Here is a 19862-nt window from a genome sequence, read left to right as displayed (position 1 = left end):
GAAATTACGCCCCTATTGCTAACTTTTCTAACAGGCGATCGATCTGGAAATATTCCTCCATTAATTGTCGAATACAAGCGACTTTTACCTGTTCCTGTAAGCGAATCTTCCCGAAGGCCTGATCGACGATTTCCACGGTGGTGAGAGTATCTAAATTTACCGAGAGAATCGGTACTTCTAAATCCTCAGCCCGGCCCAAAATCAGGGGATCTGGAGAGATAGAACCAGTTAAGATTAAACAGGTGGTGGAAGTTTCTAGGGCAGCTAACTGTAGGTCTGTGCGATCGCCACCCGTAATCACGGCCATATTTTCCCCCTTGCGAAAATATTCTAAAGCGGCGTTGACATTCATTGCCCCGATCGCTAAACTTTCTACCATCCAATCCAAACGATCGGGCCGACATAATACTTTGGCCTCTAAAAGATGGACAATTTCCCGAACACTAATACTACGCAGCAGTTTACTAGCGGGTAACAGTCCTAAAACTTCCACACCTTGGCTTACCAGATAGGGTTTAAGGAGAGATTGTACTTCCTCCCAATCATCGGCCGGGATATCGCTAATTACTACCCCCAGCAGCTGATTATTTAATTCCTCTCTTGCTTTCAGCAGACTCTCGGCAATTAGGGGAGAACTATAGCGGGCCACCAATAGGATCGGAGTCTGGAGAATTTTGGCCATCTCCCCCATCGATAACTGAAAAATACTCCCTTCCCAGAGAGTCCCCGGCCCTTCGAGGAGGGTAATATCACTGTTAACCCGATCGAGATAGCCAGCAAGAATATTACCGTAGTCCTGTTTATCTGCACCTTGCAGACGTTTAGCAACGGAATCCACATCTGTATAGATCACGGGTAAACACAGCTGTTCGGGGGATAATTCTAGTAATTGCCGGATAAATTCTACATCCTCATCGACCAATTGCCCATCGACGTATCCCGGACAATTGCCCACTGGTTTGCCGTAACTTATCTCTAGTCCTTTTTGCCGCAAGAGATGTGCTAAACCGACGATAGTTCCCGATTTACCACTGAGGGGTTCTAGGGAAGATATGAGTATAGATTTGGCTGATTTCGCCACGATTTGCTCCTTTTAACCCGTAAAATCCCGACTTTTATTCTTCAAATCGCAGCAGTTTCCGATAAAATCCCTGCGAAAAGTCGGCTGAACCTAGCTGCTTAAAGATTTTAATCGCATCGATGAGATATTCGATCAACTCGGCGTTAATAATCGTCATCTCATAGCTTAGGTCGGCCTGTCCTTCAAATTGTAAACGACAACGGGTCAATTCCGAGGGCAATTTTGATACATACCAAGATGCCACAAAGGGAATCCCTTGACTGTTTTCTATGCGACGACGACCTTCTAAAGCTCCTCCTTGATACAAAGCGATCGCATAGGGCAGGATACTATGTTTGTCCTTGGCATAGTAGGGCATATATACTACCACATCGGCCTTATTAGCGGGTTCTAATTGTTCGATAGTCGGCATAATTAGTTAATTCTTTGGTTCACAGCCAAGTTACCATTGACACTGATATTTTCCATATATTTTAACCGATCGCCCCGGGAATCTCCCGAGCGAGAAAATAGGCAGAATTGACCACCAGATCATCCCTCTATACTGAGGTTATCATCGGCTATAACTGGTATATGAACCCGAAAAACCGTGCCGGGGTAGAGGGAACTTGTTTGCTCGGGATTGGGACTGATAAATTCAATCCTCCCCCCCATGCTGGTAATTAATTCTTTGGCGATCGCTAAACCCAATCCTGTACCCGGTATATCTCCCCCTGCTTGCACTCCCCGGTAGTGACGTTGAAAAATTCTTTCTTGATCGCTCCTCGCTATACCATAACCCGTGTCTTTAAAAACAATTTCTACACTATTCTTAACATTCTGCACCTCGACGGTGACTTTTCCGCCAGCAGGAGTATATTTGAGGGCATTATCAATTAAATTGCTGAATACTTCCCGCAAACCGGGGATATTGGCGCTAATAAGTGGTATGTCTTCCCCGTGAATCGTTTCTAGACGGAGATTTCTCTCTTTGGCTACCGCTTGGGCCGAAAGGAGCAGCGGATCGAGAATATCATGGAGATCGATCGGAGTTAGTTGGCTGCTGTCAGCAGGCAAGAGAAAGGCGGTGGGGGAAGATTGCGCTTGCAGGAGAGGAATATCGACAGTGGGGTAATTTTCGCTTTCTTGGTGGATTTGTGCCTCAAATTCGGCGATTAAGTCCCGAACTCGATCGCTTTCCCTCAGGATACCAGTAATGGCGGGATCGTTACCTTCTTCGGCTAAAAGCCTTTTGAGCAGAAGTTTACCAAAGGTTTTTAAAGCGGTGAGGGGATTGCGGATTTGATGGAGAAAGGTATCGAGGCGCTGACTTTGCCATTGTCGATAATAACGTTCTTCTCCCAATTGGCGATCGAGTACACAGGCTAAAGCGAGGGTTTGGGTGATTTTTTCCATCCGGGTTAATTCCCAACTTTGCCAAGGTCGTTTTTCTCTGGTTGCCACCAATAATCCGATCATGCCCTCTTCATACATTAAGGGTAAAAACAAGCGATGACCGCTGACGGTCTCCTGATTACTCCAGAGGTGGGATAAATCTTCTAACTTAACCGCAGTTAACAAGTCTGCCGCCGGTTGCCCTGGTTGTAAGGAAAGCCGCTTTTTTTGGGGAGAAGGGGGGTTAAAAGGCGGATAAACAACGACTGGGATTAAATTACTCGATAAAGGTTCATTTAAATAAACCGCACTTCTGTCCGTTTCCATTTGCTCTCGCAAAAGTTCCATCTGTGCCTGACAGAGGGCAATAAAATCATCACTCAGGGGAGTCCGGGAGGGGGAGGAGAAGGGCATACCAAGAAAGTAAAAAGTAAAAAATCAGAAAACCTAGATACAGCTAGGGTTGCGAGTTTTGTTTCCCAGTGTAGATAGGAGAGAATGACCATCCTCTTGGGTCGAGGGCAGCCAGCAAAAAGCAATTAGGACAAGGGTTTGCTCACTATTTTAGGGGTGGATCACGGTATATATTAAAAAAAGTTTAAGAATAATAAGTTTTGTATCGGGATTTGGGGCAGTGTTTTCGTCAGAAAAACTTAAACCTAGTCTCAGTCTAGCTTCTAGTCAAACTTGTCTGTAATTAAGTTTGTGAGGGACACTTGATTTCTTGGTCTAGAAGGGATATAATCGCTACGGCTTTTGTAACTATCATTACCATTACAGCGATTAGCCAAAACAGGAGGTAATTGGGTTGGCCAGAAAACGGAAACGTAAGAGTCGCCGTCGTCAAGAAGGACGTAAGATACTTGAACTCATACCCCAGTATAGTATTGAAAGTGGCGAAGATAAACCTGTAACTGCGGCGCGCAAGTACATTCAAGCTATAGGCATTAGCCCACCAGCTTTATTGATTGTTAAGCGTAACGAGCATACAACCGATCGCTATTTCTGGGCTGAAAAAGGACTGTTTGGAGCGCAATATGTGGAGGAAAACCACTTCCTTTTCCCAAGTTTGCGCGACCTGCAGCCCCAGCCTCAGACCGTCAAAGCGGCGGTAGCAGTTGCCAAATAACTCAAAGGACTATTAATGGTATCATGGAAAGTAAACTCGTTTACCGAAAAGTAAACGAGTTTTTTTTGTCTAAGTCCCAATAAGAAATCTGAGGCTGAAAAGCAGCCAAGTTTTAGGCGACATTACCTGCTGTGGCAGTAATATACTTTGCACGGCTATAACTTGCATTTTTTACTCAAAGACAATAATAGAGTTTAAGAGTCATAATTAGGGTTTGCTGAATAAATCTAAAAACCTTGTTGTATAAGACTTTTAGACTTTTTTCCCCTCAAAAAGTCCCAGCCCTTGCAGTGGTCGGGGGGAAAATTCAGGGACTTTTTCCCTGAAAATTAGGTAGTTGACCACCTGAAAATCGGTAAAACCCATCCCCCATCCCCCAACCCCCAACCCCCACCGAAAAACTTTTTGCCGCAACCCCTAGATATTGACCGCTATCAGAAATGCAAAGTTGTTGAAGAATTGGCTCTTTCTTTGTCAATAGAGCTACTCTATCTGCCGTCTTATTCGCCTAATCTAAGTTTAATTGAAAGGCTGGGGAAATTGGTCAAAAAGAAATGTTTATATGTTTATATGGTAAATATTATGAAAACTTTTCCGACTTTTCTTCAGCTATTTATGAATGTCTGAATGATGTCCATCTGAAACATAAAAAAGAACTGGATTCCTTGCTCACTCTACGATTTCAGAAGTTTAATAAATCTCAGATTATGAACGTCTAAAGTATCCGCCAATTCAAACCTGGATTCCACCACCCTCTGACATCATTGCATAGAATACCTTGAATAGGGTTCGATAGTCAAGACATTTTCGGGGACGTATGAATTACAAATTATGAAGTGGGGAGTGGGGAGCTTTTTTTCAGTAACCAGTAAACAGTAATCAGTAATCAGTGAACTGAAAACTCACATCTGATAACTGATAACTGATTCAAAGCTGACTCCTGACTCCTGACGGCTGACGAATGTTACGATTGTTACAACATCTTGACATTAATTCTGATACCCTGACAATGTGTCAATCTGTGCAGTAATGGGGCAGAAACTCAAGTGGTATCGATCCATATTTCTATTGTTGAGGGCAACCCGCACTTGCGATCGCTATTAGCTTGGCATCTGCAACAGGCCGGTTATTTGGTTAATCAATCGGCAACCCTGCAAAGTGCGCGTCAAGCTTTCCTTCATCGTCAACCAACCTTAGCAATTATCGATTCCGACTTGCCGGACGGGGATGGAATCGAACTCTGCCGTTGGCTTGATCAACAAAAACAGTCTTTAATACTGATTCTCTCGGCCCGTAATGGCGAAAAAGATGTGGTCAATGGTTTAAAAGCGGGGGCCGACGACTACCTGAGAAAGCCCTTCGGGATGCAAGAATTTATGGCTAGGGTAGAAGTGTTAACTCGTCGTTTAGGCAGTAGGGCTGCTCCCCTACACTTGGATTATGGGCAATTAAAAATAGATTTAGCCCAACGACGGGTACAATTTCGCGGGGAGTATATCGAATTAACGCCCCAAGAATTTAGCCTACTCTACGTTTTAGCCCAAGCGGAGGGAACACCCCTATCAAGAGCCGATTTACTGCGTCGCGCTTGGCCCGAGGAAATTGATAATCCCCGGACAATCGATACTCATGTTCTCTCTCTGCGGAAAAAAATCGAAACCGATCCCAGGCAACCTAATCTAATTCAAACCGTCCGCAACGTCGGCTATCGTTTCAATTTAGAAATGTTGGCCGAGATGACTTCAGCTTTAGAAGCTAATATTATTGCCCCCACCAAAGGCAATCATAACGGTCATTCCATTAATAAAATTCCCGCTCACAATGTTAGTCGTTAATTCTGGCTTTGTCCGACTGATTAGCAGATTGTCTGCTGAAATCGTCTCCTAGCTAGGGTTTGCGGCAAAAAGTTTTTCGTGGGGGTGGGGTGTAGGGTGTAGGGTGTAGGGTGTAGGGTTTTACCAGTTTTGAGGTGGCCAATTACCTAATTTTCAGGGAAAAAGTCCCTGAATTTTCCCCCCGATCCCTCCAAGAAATGGCACTTTTTGATTGACTAAAAGTCTAAAAGTCTTACCCAGCAAGGTTTTTAGATTTATTCAGCCAACCCTAAGCACTTCCTCAAAGCGAGGAGACGAAAACAAAATTAAACCGTAGTCACCATTGACCGATCCGCTTGTTGCTGAAATTCCGTCAATAAACGCCGGAATTCGTCGCCGTCAATGGTTTCCTGTTCAATCAGTATATCCACCAAGCGATCGAGCGCCACACGATTGTCAAGGATAAGTTTTGTTGCTAAATCGTGGCATTGCTTGACAAGTTCCCGTACTTGTGCATCAATTTTCGCCATCATCGCGAAAGAATGGTCGGGATGATAACCAGCACCAGCACCACCGAGATAGGAATTGCCCTCCTCCTCTAGAGCAATCAATCCCAATTCCGACATTCCCAGACGCGTTACCATCTGTCGGGCCAGATAGGTAATTTTTTCAATATCATTGCCGGCCCCGGTGGTCACTTCATCCTCACCGAAGACACATTCCTCCGCTACCCTTCCCCCTAATAATCCCGCAATTCGGGCTAATAACTGGGAACGACTGGTTAAACCCTGTTCTTCATCGGGAGTGAACCAAGTTAACCCCTGCGCTTGACCCCGGGGAATCAGGGTGACTTTTTCCACCTGATCGTGGCCGGGACAGAGAGTACCAACAATCGCATGACCAACTTCATGATAGGCGATCAAACGCTTGGCTTTACTATCAACTAAAGCGCGCCCTTCCATACCGGCCACAATCCGATCGATCGCATCGTTGACTTCCGCCATGGTAATCGCCTCTTTCCGTCTTCTAGCGGTAAAAATCGCCGCTTCGTTGAGCATATTAGCCAAATCTGCCCCAGTAAAACCGGGGGTGCGACGGGCGATCGCCTCCAGAGCCACATCAGCAGCCACCTTTTTATCGCGAGAATGAACCTCCAAAATGGCCAAACGTCCCTTACAATCTGGATAATCCACCACCACCTGTCGATCAAAACGACCCGGACGCAAGAGGGCCGAATCCAAAACATCGGGGCGGTTGGTGGCGGCAATGACGATAATGCCAGTATTTCCCTCAAAACCGTCCATTTCCGTCAATAATTGGTTCAGGGTTTGTTCCCGTTCATCATTACCTCCCCCATAACCGATCCCTCTTTGACGACCAACGGCATCAATTTCATCGATAAAAACCAAACAAGGGGCATTTTCCTGGGCTTTTCGGAACAGATCTCGCACTCGCGACGCACCAACCCCGACAAACATCTCCACAAATTCCGACCCGGAGATGCTGAAAAAAGGTACTCCCGCCTCTCCCGCGATCGCTTTAGCCAGTAAAGTTTTTCCCGTCCCCGGGGGCCCGATTAACAGGACTCCCTTGGGGATTTTCGCACCAATAGCCGTAAATTTTTCCGGTTGTTTGAGGAATGTCACCACTTCCTGTAAATCTTCCTTGGCCTCATCCACACCCGCCACATCATTAAATTGTGTGTCGGTTTTCGCCTCCATCTGAAACCGCGCCCTTGATTTACCAAAGTTCATCGCTTGACCGGAAGCATTGGCAGAACGACGGATAATAAACACCAATAATCCCAAGACAACAATAATCACTAACAGGTTAGTGAGAACATTGATCAAGGCCGAATTGTCAGTGCTGGGGAGAATGCCGTACTCGATTTTTTTAGCATCGAGTTTCTTGATTAATTCGGGATTTTGGTCAAATAAATTGACTTCTTTCGGGGGATCCTTGTCCGTTTGACCGACGAGGGTAACTGCTGCCTGCTGCAAAGAAGGATTGATTTCGACCTTTTTTACCTTGCCTTGCTCGATTTTCTCTAACAATTCACCGTAGGTGAGGGTATTTTGGTTTTTTTGACTCCAAGCAGGAGTGACCTGGCCAAAGGTTTGCACAATCATCCAAGTGGTGACAATCCCTTTCCATACTGGTCGATTACCACGATTCTTAGCTGACTTGGCTCTAACTACGGTGAGTGGAGATTTTTGATCCATAATTGACTCTATATCTAGTTACCCTGTATTCATTGTGACAGATCGACTCGATCGTGACCACTGTTCTGTTTTCCCCCAGGCACGACCCCGGGGGCAAATAGTGATGACGGTTTTTTGCTATATTGTATTCAGCTAGGTGGTCTAACAACTGCCTATCCCAATCACTAACAGTTTAGGGAAGTGGGTTTCGCCCGCTTTTTTTATTGTCCAAATCATGACCCATCCGCTCATCCCCGACCTGCTGCACCTAGCCACCCCTATCGCTGAAAACTTGGGGCTAGAAGTGGTCGATATCGTTTTTCAAACCAATAAAAGGCCTCCCGTCCTGCGCGTCGATATTCGCAATCTGGGGGGAGATACTGGTTTAGAGGACTGTGAGCAGATGAGTCGGGCCTTAGAAACCGCCCTCGACAGTCAAGAAATCTTACCAGAGGCCTACGTTTTAGAAATATCTAGCCCCGGCATTTCTCGACAACTGAGCAGTGAGCGCGAATTTCAGTCTTTTAAAGGTTTTCCCGTCATCGTTACCGGCCAGGATAGCCAAGGAAAACCGAAAGAATGGCGCGGAAAACTGCAAGGTAGAGATGAGCAATCTATTTATCTTAACCAAAAAGGTCGCTCCCTGAGCATCGATCGCACTACCGTCATCAGCGTCCGTTTAGATGAGCAGCGCAATAATCAGTAATCAGTAAACAGTAATCAGTAAACAGGGATAAGGATGAAGATAAATAACTAACTAACTGATTAACTTAAAACTTACATCTGATAACTGATAACTGATAACTGATAACTGATAACTGATAACTGATAACTGATACAAGGCTGACGGCTAAAAAACTAATAACTCAAAAGTAAGGAGAAAAAATAATTATGGCTACTGTTAATTTGCCTGGTTTAAAAATAATGCTCGAAGAAATTAGCCAACGACATAATCTGCCCAAAAATGCCGTACAAGAATCCTTGCGTGAAGCACTTCTCAAGGGTTATGAACGTTATCGACGCGCCCAAAGTTTAGAAAAAGCTGCTCAATTCCATGAAGATTATTTCAATAACTTTGATGTGGAATTAGATGTAGAAGAAGAAGGCTTTCGCATCCTTTCTACTAAAACTATTGTCGAAGAAGTGACCAATGCCGACCATCACATCGGTCTCAAAGAAGTGCAAGAAGTGGCCGATGAGGCCCAGTTAGGGGATGAAGTAGTTCTTGATGTCACCCCCGACCAAAAAGAATTTGGTCGCATGGCGGCGATTCAAACTAAACAGGTTTTACTGCAAAAACTGCGGGATAACCAACGCAAAATGATTCAAGAGGAGTTCCAAGATCTGGAAGGAACCGTTTTACAGGCCCGGGTCGTCCGTTTTGAAAGACAGGCTGCTATTGTCATGGTACAAAGCACCTACGGTCAACCGGAAGTGGAAGCAGAACTACCCAAACGGGAACAACTGCCCAACGATAACTATCGCGCTAACGCCACCTTTAAAGTTCTGCTCAAAAAAGTCCTGGAAGGTTCTCACCGCGGCCCGCAATTAATCGTTTCCAGAGCGGCGGCGGGTTTGGTAGTATATCTGTTCGCCAACGAAGTTCCCGAAATCGAGGAGGAAATCGTTCGTATTGTGGCCGTCGCCCGGGAAGCAAATCCCCCCTCCCGTCACGTTGGTTCGCGGACAAAAATCGCCGTCGATACCTTAGAGAGAGACGTGGATCCGGTTGGTGCTTGTATTGGGGCTAGAGGTTCGCGGATTCAAGCTGTGGTTAACGAATTGCGGGGCGAAAAAATCGATGTGATTCGTTGGTCTCCAGACCCCGCCACCTACATTGCCAATGCCCTTAGTCCAGCCCGTATCGACCAAGTTTTGTTCACTAATGCCGAAGAAAGACAAGCACTGGTACTGGTGGCACAGGATCAATTGAGTTTAGCGATTGGCAAAGAAGGGCAGAACGTGCGTCTAGCCGCCCGTCTGACGGGCTGGAAAATCGATATTAAGGATATAGCCCTCTATAAAGGCGAACAAGAGGTAAAACCCGCTGAAACAGACCCAGAATCCCAGGATTTAGACCGAGAATGAACACCTTCGTCAATTATCGACGCTGTATTAGCTGCCGTCTCTTCGCCCCGAAAGAATCCTTTTGGCGAATTGTCCGACTACACCCGTCCGGACAGATACAATTAGATCAAGGCATGGGAAGATCAGCCTATATGTGTCCACAACCCAACTGCCTGCAACTAGCCCGACAAAAAAATCGTCTCGGACGCGCCCTAAAAGCCAATATTCCCGAAACGCTCTATGAATCCTTGCAAGAGCGACTCGGGCCTGCCTGGCAAGGTCGTCCAAATCAGGATTAAAATTGACGATCATAGCCACAAAATCGTTAGCATGGAAATGGGACAGTCCTGACAGGATCAAAAAATCAGCCAAATTATAGGATCACTAACACTTTAGCCGGGGGATAATGGATGAGTAACACGAAAGTCAGAATTTACGATTTATCAAAAGAATTGAATCTAGACAACAAAGACATTTTGGACATCTGTGACCAGTTGAACATCGAGTACAAGAGCCACAGTAGCACGATCAGCGAAGAGGATGCCCAACGCATCAAAGCAATCGCTGCGAAGGGAGTTGTTTCGAGTACCAGTAAAAATAGCACGGGTCAGCGAGAATCGGCTAGTCCTGCCGAAGAAAAAAAACAAAAGATTTTAGCCCTGCATAAACACAACCGCCCCGAAACCGGCGAAGAAGGGGAAAGCTATCCCGGTCAAGCCGGTTCCTCGGCCAAACCGACTTTAATCAGTCCCCCCCGTCCCCCGGTTAAACCCCTCGTTGCTCCCCCAGGGCGCGACGGAGCAGCCGAAAAAACTCCCGCCACTGCTGCAGAGATGCTATCTCATAGCCCCAGTGTTAAAGAAACCCCGACCGAAACCCCGCTAGTGTCAGAAGCAGCCCCCACCTTAACCGCCCCACCTAATCGACCTTCCCTCACCCCGAAACCACGCCCTGAAACTGCCTCGGGCCGGCCAGAACCCCGCTCTAAAAATGCTCCTGGCAGTAACGACAGGCCCAGGGGAGAAAAACGCGAGCGCGGCGAGAGCGAAAATGCCCCTAGTCCTGAGCGCAGGCTAGGCTTGGCTAAACCAGAAAAACCGACCCTCAACCGCAAACCCGACGGAAAAAGCCCGAAACCGGCCGAACCAGCTAGAGAAGTGCGGGAGACGGTGGAATTGAAGCGCCCAGTTCGCCCCGGTTTACCCGCTAAAATCTCGGCTACCGGCGGGGAAGAAACCGATACCACCAAGAAATCTGGTGCTGATGGCACAGAAATCGATACAGATACCGGATTGCTCGGAGCAGACGGGCTGAAAAAACTCAAACGACCCACCATGCCCCCTCGCATGGCCAAAAAATCAAGCTGGGAAGAAGAAGAGGAAGAAGAGAAAAAAGCGGCCAAAACCGCCAAAACTGCCGGCAAAAACAAACGCCGCACCCAAGCTCTCTTTGAAGATGATGATGATCTAGAATCGGAACTGTCCGGGTTAATTAATACCCCCAGTTTTACCCTTTCCACCGCTCGTCCCCCCAAACCGCCCACCGCTAAAGCTGCCACCTCCGGCACTCCAACAGCAGTCAAAGTTAAGCGGCCTAGTAAACCAACCGCCCACACTGGCGGACAGAAAAGCGAGCGCCAAGAACCCCAAGAGGAAAAACGCCCGGAAAGCATCGTCGTCACCGGCAGTCTCACCGTGCGCGACCTCTCGGAATTGATGAAAGTCCCCGAAACTGAGATCATCAGAACCCTATTTTTTAAAGGGATGGCGGTTAATATCACCCAAACTCTCGACGTGGACACGATCGAAATGATCGCCAGGGACTTCGAGATCGCCGTGGAAACCCCCAGCACCCAGTCGGCGGCAATCAAAACCACGGAAATGATCGATGTCTCCGACTGGGAAAGTCTCCAGCGTCGTCCCCCCGTCGTCACCATTATGGGTCACGTTGACCACGGTAAAACCACCCTCCTCGACTCGATCCGCAAAACCAAAGTCGCCCAGGGGGAAGCCGGTGGCATCACCCAGCACATCGGTGCTTACCACGTCGATGTGGAACATAACGGCAAACCAGAACAGATTGTCTTTTTGGATACCCCCGGCCACGAAGCTTTTACCGCTATGCGCGCCCGCGGGGCGAGAGTCACCGATATAGCCGTGCTGGTGGTAGCCGCCGATGACGGCGTACAACCCCAAACGAAAGAGGCAATCAGTCACGCCAGGGCTGCCGAAGTCCCCATCGTGGTGGCGATTAACAAAGTCGATAAACCTTCAGCTAACCCCGACCGGATTAAACAGGAATTGACCGAACAGGGACTGGTGGCCGAAGATTGGGGCGGTGAGACGATCATGGTTCCCGTTAGCGCCCTGCGGGGTGAAAATCTCGATAATCTGCTGGAAATGATCCTCTTGGTGGCAGAAGTAGCGGAATTGGTCGCTAACCCCGATCGCTTGGCCAAGGGAACCGTGATCGAAGCTAACCTCGATCGCACCAAAGGCCCCGTGGCTACCCTGCTCGTCCAGAATGGCACTCTCCGCGTGGGTGATAGCATCGTCGCTGGTTCCGTTTTCGGCAAAATTCGGGCGATGATCGATGATCGCGGTCAAAAAGTCGAAGCGGCCACCCCCTCCTTTGCCGTGGAAATCCTCGGTCTCAGTGATGTCCCGGCCGCCGGCGATGAATTCGATGTCTATGAAAGTGAAAAAGAGGCCCGATCAATTGCCGATCAACGGGCGATCGAACGACGCAACACCCGTTTACAACAGGCCCTCTCCTCCCGTCGCGTTAGCCTTAGCACCCTCTCTATCCAAGCTCAAGAAGGACAACTCAAGGAACTTAATCTCATCCTCAAGGCAGATGTGCAAGGTTCCGTCGAGGCCATCCTCGGTGCGCTCAAACAGTTACCCCAAAACGAAGTCCAGATTCGCGTTCTCCTCGCCTCTCCGGGGGAAATCACCGAAACCGATGTGGATCTGGCCGCCGCTAGTGGTGCGGTGGTGGTGGGCTTTAATACCACCCTTGCCAGTGGGGCGCGCGCATCCGCCGATCGGGAAGGGGTCGATATCCGCGATTACAATATCATCTACAAGCTTCTCGATGATATTCAAGGAGCGATGGAAGGTCTTCTCGACCCCGAAGAAGTGGAAGAACACCTCGGTTTCGCCGAAGTGCGTGCCGTCTTCACCGTCGGTCGTGGGGCCGTGGCGGGCTGTTATGTCCAATCCGGTAAACTGGTGCGGAATCGCTTCGTGCGCGTGCGTCGCGGCAAGGAAATTGTCTATCAGGGAGTTCTCGATTCCCTCAAACGGATGAAGGAAGATGCCCGGGAAGTGGCGACCGGTTTCGAGTGCGGTGTCGGTGTTTCTAAATTCAATGACTGGAAAGAAGGCGACATTATCGAAGCCTACGAAATGGTCATGAAACGTCGCACTTTATCCAGTTAATTAGACGGTCAGCGTCAGGGAGTCAGTGATCAGTTATCAGTGATCAGTGATCAGTTATCAGTCATAATTCCCCCACTCCCCCCGCAACGCGCACGAAGTGGTCTCCCCACTTCATAATTCATAATTCATAATTCATAATTTATAATTCCCATTTCCCTCTATGAAATCAGAACCTTTCTTGTGGATTCATTTGGCAGGGTTAGCGGCCTTGCCAATCTTTTTACAAATCGCTTGGATTGGTTTAGCTGTGGGCGATCCCTTGCCTTTTCTTTGGCTAGAATGGCTATTTCTAGGAGCGATCGCTATTATTCCCGTTTTTTGGATGCAGTGGACAAAACCTTTTGATATTTTTAGTCTTTTGTTGGTTGCTCTCAAACCTAGTCAACTCACCCCCGAACAGTTAAAAATTCTCTCTCTTTTTAAACGTCCTCGCCATCGTCTTCTTACTCTTTTGGGAGTCATCCTCTTAATTCTCATCGCTTGGCCAATCTACAATTTTGCCCCTCTAGCGGCTGCCGTGGCCGCCTATCTCCCCCAATGGCGGCTTTTAGGTTTAGTAATCGCTGCGATCGCTCTCCTCTTAAGTCACCTATTTCTACAGGTTCCTCTGAGTGTTCTGGGGGTTTTAGCCACTAAAGAAAGTGACTGGACAGCCACCGAAGCTTTAGTTATTGAGCGCATTCCTGAGTTATTTACAATTTTTGGTCTAAAAGTTAATAAAATTATCTAAATTAGCCAAAATGCCGACAATTGGTGGGCTAGGAATGCAGGATCGAGCGCCCGTTTAAGGGTTGAATATTCCTCGCATTACTCGGAAAAATCTCAGCCAATTGTTGCAGTTGTTGGGGAGAAATTTTGATCGCATTTTGCCAGACTAACCAGAGAACATCCTCGCTACACCGGAGGAGTGGACAAAGACCCCCGATATTCATAAAAATCGCTATTTTCCGGCAGTAAAAGCCCGGCATTGACCCAAGTATCGGGGATAATCATTTCAGGAGAAGGTTCTTGGGGCAAATAATCCCAAATGGTTTGTAAATAGGGATTATTTGCGCCAATTTCGGCTAAAATGCCCACAACTGCTAAATTTCCCCTCCCATTCCCATGCACTAAATGAATTTCTAGAGGGAAAGACTGACCTTTAATCTGATGTTCGCTGGGATGATGAAAGTGGAACTGCAATAAATCCCAATTTTCGCCGTGAAAACTCATGTTTCCACCTTTTTCGGTCTTAACCAAGATTGTACGACCGTTATGGCGAATTTTTAGGGGTACAGGACGATAATTAAAGGTGGGTTGGTATAGCTCTTTTTCAGTCACTATACTCAGATCGATCGGTGTTTGTTGCTTTCCCCTGGTGCAGAGGCGATAATTCCTTGATAATTCGCCCCAATGGTCAATATTTTGATAATTCCAAGCAAATTCTCGATTAATAGCCCCAAAAAGAGCGTGAGAGCCAATAAATTGCAGTAATTCTCGTCTATACATGGTATTAAATCCAGAAATCATCGGATAATTAGGGTTTGCGGCAAAAAGTTTTTCCTGGGGTGTGGGGTGTGGGGTGTGGGGTGTAGTTTTACCGATTTTTATGTGGTCAATTACCTAATTTTCAGGGAAAAAGTCCCGGAATTTTCCCCCCGCTCACTGCCATGGCCGGTACTTTTTGATTGACAAAAAGTCTAAAAGTCTTACCCAACAAGGTTTTTAGATTTATTCAGCAAGCTCTAATTAGCAATTTTCTCGGGTATTTATGCCCAATTCCCGCAATTTAGCCGCTAATTTTGCGGCTTTCTGCCTATTGTGCCGCTTCTGCGGGAGTGGGAACTAATTCACCTTCGGGGGTAAAATAGCGCAAGGTAAGGATTTGGTGGTAGTAGTGAGCCATGTTGCTTATCTGGTATGAACTGTGTAAAATATTCATTAACAAAAAAAAATAATTGGCTCAAATCAGTCTTTAAACATCTAGCTTGATGATCAGTTTTCTGATCAATATCTTTTTGTGGTTCGTGTTAGACTTACTCAAATATCAGTCTAACACAGAACAAAATCACATCTTCGCCTGTATTGCCTTGTCCTAGTGGGGTTCTCACCATACCATCAAGAATGGTTCTATTGATAACGGGAAACCCAAACGTTAATGTTAAGAATGTGGTGGCCAGTTTGTCAGCAATCCGACTACTAAAACTTTATGAATGCACCAGAATTAGCCATTGCTACCGTTGGTTTAACCAAACAATTTGACCGCCATGGGGCTGTTAATCAAGTGGATTTACAGATTGAAGCGGGGGAAGTTTACGGGTTAATCGGTCCAAATGGAGCGGGAAAAACCACTTTAATTAGGATGTTAGCGGCAGCGGAAGAACCGACAACGGGAGAAATATATCTGCACGGAGAACGTCTTTTAAGAGATGAGAGTAATCCCCGTCTCAAAAGAAACTTAGGTTATCTACCCGATAATTTTCCCCTCTACGATGACCTAAATGTCTGGAATTATCTGGATTATTTTGCCCGTCTTTATCATATCCCTCGCTCCCAACGTCATCGCCGCATTTATGAGGTTCTAGAACTGGTACAATTGACAGGTAAAAGCCATAATTCGATCGCTACTTTGTCCCGGGGGATGAAACAACGTTTAAGTTTAGCCCGAACGATTATCCATGAACCTTTAATTTTACTTCTCGATGAACCGGTTTCTGGATTAGACCCGATCGCTCGCCTACAATTTCGTGAGATTATTAAAGTCTTACAATCGGCAGGTATGACTATTTTAATTTCCTCCCATGTCCTTAGTGATTTAGCCGAACTTTGTAGTTCTGTGGGCATCATGGAATTAGGTTATCTAGTGGAAAGTACCTCTTTACAAGAATTAAATCAACGTCTAGCTGGCCAATACTTGCAGATCACGACTCTAGGCAATTTAGAAGCCTTAGAAACCGCTCTTAAACAATGTGTTTTTGTGGAAAGTTGGCAAAGAATTATTAATACTAATACTCTCCAGGTTAAATTTACGGGAACCCTAGAAGATAGTGCCGAATTGTTGAAATCTTTAGTCGTTTCTGGTCTGACCTTAAGCGAGTTTTATACTTGCCGCGAAGATTTAGAAACTATTTTCCTAAAACTGGGACATCGACAGGCATCTTAAGAGTAAATAATATTTTTTAAATCTAGGCTCGTAACTTTTCTACTAATTTAATTTGCTCCTGACTAAAACCAGCTTCCTTCAGATGTGCCAGAAACCATTTTTGTCGATAACGACCGTCTAAATCCACAGCCTTTCTATAGGTATCATGAGCTTTTTTACTATCACCTTGCTCTAAATAAATCATTGCCAAAGCCACAAGAGGATGGGGATTATTTGGCTCTAATTTAACTGCTTTTTCAGCGTTAGTAATAGCTGAATTAAAATCTTTTAAGCGATGATAGGCGAGGGATAAATTATAGTAGGCAATTTCATTATCTGGTTTTAAATTAGCGGCTTTAGTATGAGTAACTACGGCCTTTTCAAGATGACCACCCACAAGATAAACAATACCCAAAGCATTATAAGCAGCCACATGATCGGGAGCAATTTTAATCGTTTCTTCGAGGGTTATTTGTGCCGCTAAAGGTTGTTTAGCTAGGTGTTGTGTCCAGCCTAAAATTACTCTCCCGTCTAGATGATTGGGGTTTAACTGTACCGATTTTTTTAAAGCCTCAATACTTTTGCTCAAATCTCCCTGTTGACGATACTGTAATCCCAATTGACGATAACGATTAGCAGCTTTAATGTCTGATGCGGAAATAATCGGACTGGGAGAAGGAGAAACGAGCATCTCGGCCGTAGGTTCTTTTTTAAGGGGAGAGGGAGGACGACAGCCCCAAAAAACCGGGGAACTAAACATGATCAAGATAGTCAGGAGTCGATAACTATTCATGGGACAATTAATACCAGTCCAATTGTTAAGGGTGTCATCAAATTATGAATTATTCCCCTGAATCCGTGCAACGGCTGCTTGATTCCGATGATTATGGCCATCGCTTATCGGGAGTTAATCAACTGCGTTATTTAGCCCCAGAAATCGCCTTCGAGATGTTACAGCCTTTAATTAACGATAGTAACGCTAGGGTGCGTTATTCGGCGGTAAGTCAGTTAGATATCCTCGGTCGTCAGAATCTCGATCTGGCCTTAACTATTCTGCGCGATCGCTTGTTGCATGATCCCGAAGCAGACGTGAAAGCGGCCGCAGCCGATGCGATCGGGGGGTTAAAATTAACCGCAGCCTACGATGATCTGGTGGCCGTCTATCAACAATCCTGCGACTGGTTAATTCAATTTAGCATTGTGGCAGCTTTGGGCGAATTGGGGGAACCCCGGGGCTTTGAACTGCTCGAAATCGCCCTTAACTCCGATAATGAATTGGTAAAAACGGCCGCCGTTAGTGCTTTTGGGGAACTAGGCGACCCCCGCGCCGTCTCTTTACTCGTTCCCTTGGCTAATGATGATGACTGGCAACTGCGCTATCGTCTCGCTCAAGCTTTAGGCCGCTTAGGGGGACAGGATGCGATCGCTGTTTTGACCCAGTTAACCAACGACAAAAGCGCCCAAGTCGCCCAAGAAGCCCGCAATAATCTCGTCCAAGGTGATGCAGAATAGTTGATTTTTGTCAATACTATTTACAATAAACTTTAATTAAGAATCGTTAACAAAGGTAAAGCGATGAAACAATTTACCCGTCTAATCTTGCTCGTCGGTCTTCTCGCGGGGGGCTGTTTCTCTGCCTCAATTGCGATCGCTGATAATCCCGCAGGGGCAATCGTGAGCAAGGATTCACAGGTTAACGAACTACTGCGTCAAGCGCGGCAATTGGTCAAAAATGGCAATTATGGGGAAGCTATAGCCGTTTACGAGCGGGCTGCCGCCCTTGATGGCAATAATGCCAGAATTTTCTCTGGGATTGGCTTTTTACAAACGCGGCAAGGAGATTATAACGCCGCCGCCCAAGCATACCAAAAAGCTTTAAGTCTCGATCCGAGTAATCCTGACTTTTTCCATGCTCTCGGTTATAGTTTGGCTAATATCGGTGATTATGACAATGCAGCCACCGCTTACTACTACGCTATCCAAATAGAACCGAAAAACGTCCAACACTACCTCGGTTTAGGGGTAGTATTATTACGCCAAAAAAACTATGCTAAAGCGGGCGAAGTTTACCAATGGGTTTTAGCTCTCGACCCCAATAATCAGCAAGCCCACGAAATCATGGGTAAAGCCTTGATTGAACAGAATAAAAGCAGCGAAGCCCTCGATTTTCTCCAAAAATCCCTGCAAAGATTCCCTAACAATACTGAATTAAGATTGCAACTGGCCAGCCTTTTGCTCAAACAGGGCGATTTAAATGGCGGAACCCAGATTTTAAAAGAAATAGAGCGACAAAGTACAGGAAATTTTTTAATTCAGCTAAAAATAGGTATTTTACTCGAAAAACAAGAGCGTTTTGACGAGGCTCTCCCCTTTTATCGTCGGGCTGTTTTCCTACAACCCCAATCTTTGGAAGCACAAGCGGGAATTGGTCGCATCCATCTGGCCAGAAAAGATTATCTTGCAGCAATTATCGCCTATCAAGATTTGGCCGAAATCGCCCCCAATAACGCCGATGTCTATCTTAATCTCGGTCGGGCCTACGCGGGCCGGGGACGAAAAAGAGAAGCGAAAGAAGCTTTTAAGCAAGCGCGAGCGGTTTATGTCCTAAAAAATAATCAATCCGGCCTGGAGGAAGTGGATGCCCTGCTGAAGAAATTACTTGAGTGAACCCATATCAGTTATCAGTTATCAGTTATCAGTTATCAGTTATCAGTTATCGGTTATCAGATTTGAGTTTTCAGTTCACTGATGACTGTTTAGCGATCAAGGAGTAATTTATACTAAATCCGTTGAATATAGGCTACTTATCAGGACAGGCACTCATGCAATAGGCAAGAGGCAAAAGGGGGAATAAATAATCAGTCTTTAATAACCAGATTTAGTATTAGATAGTCAATAGTTTATTCCCACTCGATTGGGAGCCATTGATGATCTAAAACCTGTTCGAGATTAAAAATTATCTGACTGGGTAGGCCGCCGGGGGATAAACCCATTTTTTTCCGGACGGTCTCTAAAGCTGTATGGTAGGATGGCTCAAAAATCTCCCGAAGATAGGGCTTTAAACTAGGGCTATCCTCCAGTAAATCTTGGATTTCTGCCCGAAAATTATTGATTTCTCCATGACCATGATTGCCATTCCGGTCTCTTTCCGATTGCCAGTAGGTTAATTTGAGTAAATGTTCTAGGAGACGAGTTAAAAGACTTTTGAGCGCGTGTCTTTCACTTCTCCCCATCGATTCAATCTCCTCAATTAAATTGTCTAAATCCACCTCGGCAAACTGGCCCTTTTTTAATTGTTCTGCCGTGGTTTTTAGCCAGAGTTGACATCCTCACCGCCGTAAACGGACGGTGATTCCCAAACCTCACGATTTAGGTTTCTGCTTCTTTCCCTTGCGGGGTTCCGCACCGGCCTTAACAGTTTTACTCTGTTCTGGTCTTATGGTCGCTCTACAGACTGACACCGCAAGTCCTGCGGCCAAAATGTTTTTACTGGCGTTAATATCTCGGTCATGGTGCGTCCCACAGTCTGGACAGTCCCATTCTCGAACATTTAACGGCATTTTCTCAGCAATATACCCGCAATTACTACACCTTTTAGAGCTAGGAAACCATCTATCTATTTCGATGTAATT

The 19862-nt window shown here is 46.1% G+C and carries 16 protein-coding genes and 5 pseudogenes; 12 read left to right on the top strand and 9 right to left on the bottom strand.

What is annotated here, in order from left to right:
- Window positions 1-4: 4 nt before the first annotated feature.
- From IM479_RS12400 to IM479_RS12390, 3 genes are all read right to left on the bottom strand, one after another.
- Complete coding sequence (locus IM479_RS12400) at window positions 5-1081, bottom strand: phosphotransacetylase family protein (protein ID WP_287684330.1); 1077 nt, start codon at window positions 1079-1081, stop codon at window positions 5-7.
- A gap of 34 nt (window positions 1082-1115) precedes the next feature.
- On the bottom strand, window positions 1116-1493 hold the full coding sequence (gene ebsA, locus IM479_RS12395; RefSeq protein WP_287684331.1) for a type IV pilus biogenesis protein EbsA: 378 nt from the start codon (window positions 1491-1493) through the stop codon (window positions 1116-1118).
- 119 nt (window positions 1494-1612) lie between these two features.
- The gene (locus tag IM479_RS12390; RefSeq protein WP_287684332.1) at window positions 1613-2869 is read right to left on the bottom strand and encodes a GAF domain-containing sensor histidine kinase; all 1257 of its coding nucleotides are present in this window, start codon (window positions 2867-2869) and stop codon (window positions 1613-1615) included.
- A gap of 394 nt (window positions 2870-3263) precedes the next feature.
- Here IM479_RS12390 and IM479_RS12385 point away from each other — a divergent pair, with 394 nt between their 5' ends.
- From IM479_RS12385 to IM479_RS12375, 3 genes and pseudogenes are all read left to right on the top strand, one after another.
- Entirely contained in the window at window positions 3264-3584 is a 321-nt protein-coding gene (locus IM479_RS12385; RefSeq protein ID WP_286826857.1) for a DUF3155 domain-containing protein, read from the top strand.
- A 417-nt stretch (window positions 3585-4001) separates the two neighbouring features.
- A pseudogene (locus IM479_RS12380) lies at window positions 4002-4303 on the top strand (transposase); the annotation flags it as partial.
- A 327-nt stretch (window positions 4304-4630) separates the two neighbouring features.
- Window positions 4631-5419: a response regulator transcription factor gene (locus tag IM479_RS12375; protein WP_287684333.1), complete on the top strand. Its 789-nt coding sequence runs from the start codon at window positions 4631-4633 to the stop codon at window positions 5417-5419.
- A 305-nt stretch (window positions 5420-5724) separates the two neighbouring features.
- Here IM479_RS12375 and ftsH read toward each other — a convergent pair whose 3' ends face one another.
- The gene (ftsH, locus tag IM479_RS12370) at window positions 5725-7620 is read right to left on the bottom strand and encodes an ATP-dependent zinc metalloprotease FtsH (RefSeq protein WP_287684334.1); all 1896 of its coding nucleotides are present in this window, start codon (window positions 7618-7620) and stop codon (window positions 5725-5727) included.
- A gap of 214 nt (window positions 7621-7834) precedes the next feature.
- On the opposite strand from ftsH, the gene rimP reads away from it, so the two are divergent.
- The 5 genes from rimP (at window position 7835) to IM479_RS12345 (ending at window position 13839) form a co-directional block, all read left to right on the top strand.
- Window positions 7835-8305 carry a ribosome maturation factor RimP gene (gene rimP / locus IM479_RS12365; RefSeq protein WP_286826368.1) on the top strand — a complete coding sequence of 157 codons (471 nt, stop codon included), beginning with the start codon at window positions 7835-7837 and terminating at the stop codon, window positions 8303-8305.
- A 185-nt stretch (window positions 8306-8490) separates the two neighbouring features.
- On the top strand, window positions 8491-9687 hold the full coding sequence (nusA, locus tag IM479_RS12360) for a transcription termination factor NusA (protein ID WP_287078696.1): 1197 nt from the start codon (window positions 8491-8493) through the stop codon (window positions 9685-9687).
- Window positions 9684-9965 (top strand): YlxR family protein, encoded by a 282-nt coding sequence (locus IM479_RS12355; protein ID WP_287684335.1) that lies wholly within the window; start codon window positions 9684-9686, stop codon window positions 9963-9965. The genes nusA and IM479_RS12355 overlap by 4 nt, the downstream gene beginning before the upstream one ends.
- A gap of 111 nt (window positions 9966-10076) precedes the next feature.
- Window positions 10077-13109, top strand: a complete 3033-nt coding sequence (gene infB / locus IM479_RS12350; protein ID WP_287684337.1) for a translation initiation factor IF-2 — start codon at window positions 10077-10079, stop codon at window positions 13107-13109.
- A gap of 160 nt (window positions 13110-13269) precedes the next feature.
- Complete coding sequence (locus tag IM479_RS12345; protein WP_287684338.1) at window positions 13270-13839, top strand: low-complexity tail membrane protein; 570 nt, start codon at window positions 13270-13272, stop codon at window positions 13837-13839.
- Window positions 13840-13867: 28 nt separating this feature from the next.
- Here the strand turns inward: IM479_RS12345 and IM479_RS12340 are convergent.
- Window positions 13868-14597 (bottom strand): annotated as a pseudogene (locus IM479_RS12340) (carbonic anhydrase).
- A 240-nt stretch (window positions 14598-14837) separates the two neighbouring features.
- A pseudogene (locus IM479_RS12335) lies at window positions 14838-14964 on the bottom strand (Uma2 family endonuclease); the annotation flags it as partial.
- A 118-nt stretch (window positions 14965-15082) separates the two neighbouring features.
- On the opposite strand from IM479_RS12335, the pseudogene IM479_RS12330 reads away from it, so the two are divergent.
- Window positions 15083-15244, top strand: a pseudogene (locus IM479_RS12330) (ISNCY family transposase); the annotation flags it as partial.
- A gap of 53 nt (window positions 15245-15297) precedes the next feature.
- Window positions 15298-16251, top strand: a complete 954-nt coding sequence (locus IM479_RS12325; protein ID WP_287078700.1) for an ABC transporter ATP-binding protein — start codon at window positions 15298-15300, stop codon at window positions 16249-16251.
- Between the two features lie 22 nt (window positions 16252-16273).
- Here IM479_RS12325 and IM479_RS12320 read toward each other — a convergent pair whose 3' ends face one another.
- Window positions 16274-17023 carry a tetratricopeptide repeat protein gene (locus tag IM479_RS12320; RefSeq protein WP_287684339.1) on the bottom strand — a complete coding sequence of 250 codons (750 nt, stop codon included), beginning with the start codon at window positions 17021-17023 and terminating at the stop codon, window positions 16274-16276.
- A gap of 44 nt (window positions 17024-17067) precedes the next feature.
- On the opposite strand from IM479_RS12320, the gene nblB reads away from it, so the two are divergent.
- Window positions 17068-17742 (top strand): phycobilisome degradation protein NblB, encoded by a 675-nt coding sequence (gene nblB / locus IM479_RS12315; protein WP_286826549.1) that lies wholly within the window; start codon window positions 17068-17070, stop codon window positions 17740-17742.
- A 63-nt stretch (window positions 17743-17805) separates the two neighbouring features.
- Entirely contained in the window at window positions 17806-18897 is a 1092-nt protein-coding gene (locus IM479_RS12310) for a tetratricopeptide repeat protein (RefSeq protein ID WP_287684340.1), read from the top strand.
- A 233-nt stretch (window positions 18898-19130) separates the two neighbouring features.
- Here IM479_RS12310 and IM479_RS12305 read toward each other — a convergent pair.
- Together IM479_RS12305 and IM479_RS12300 are read right to left on the bottom strand one after the other, a co-directional pair.
- Window positions 19131-19550, bottom strand: a pseudogene (locus tag IM479_RS12305) (DUF29 domain-containing protein); the annotation flags it as partial.
- Between the two features lie 42 nt (window positions 19551-19592).
- On the bottom strand, window positions 19593-19862 hold a 270-nt coding region (locus tag IM479_RS12300; protein WP_287699438.1), incomplete at its 5' end, for a zinc ribbon domain-containing protein.

It is taken from the genome of Microcystis sp. M165S2 (assembly GCF_020245885.1).
Taxonomy (GTDB): Bacteria; Cyanobacteriota; Cyanobacteriia; order Cyanobacteriales; family Microcystaceae; genus Microcystis.
This window is presented reverse-complemented; position numbering and strand designations above follow the sequence as displayed.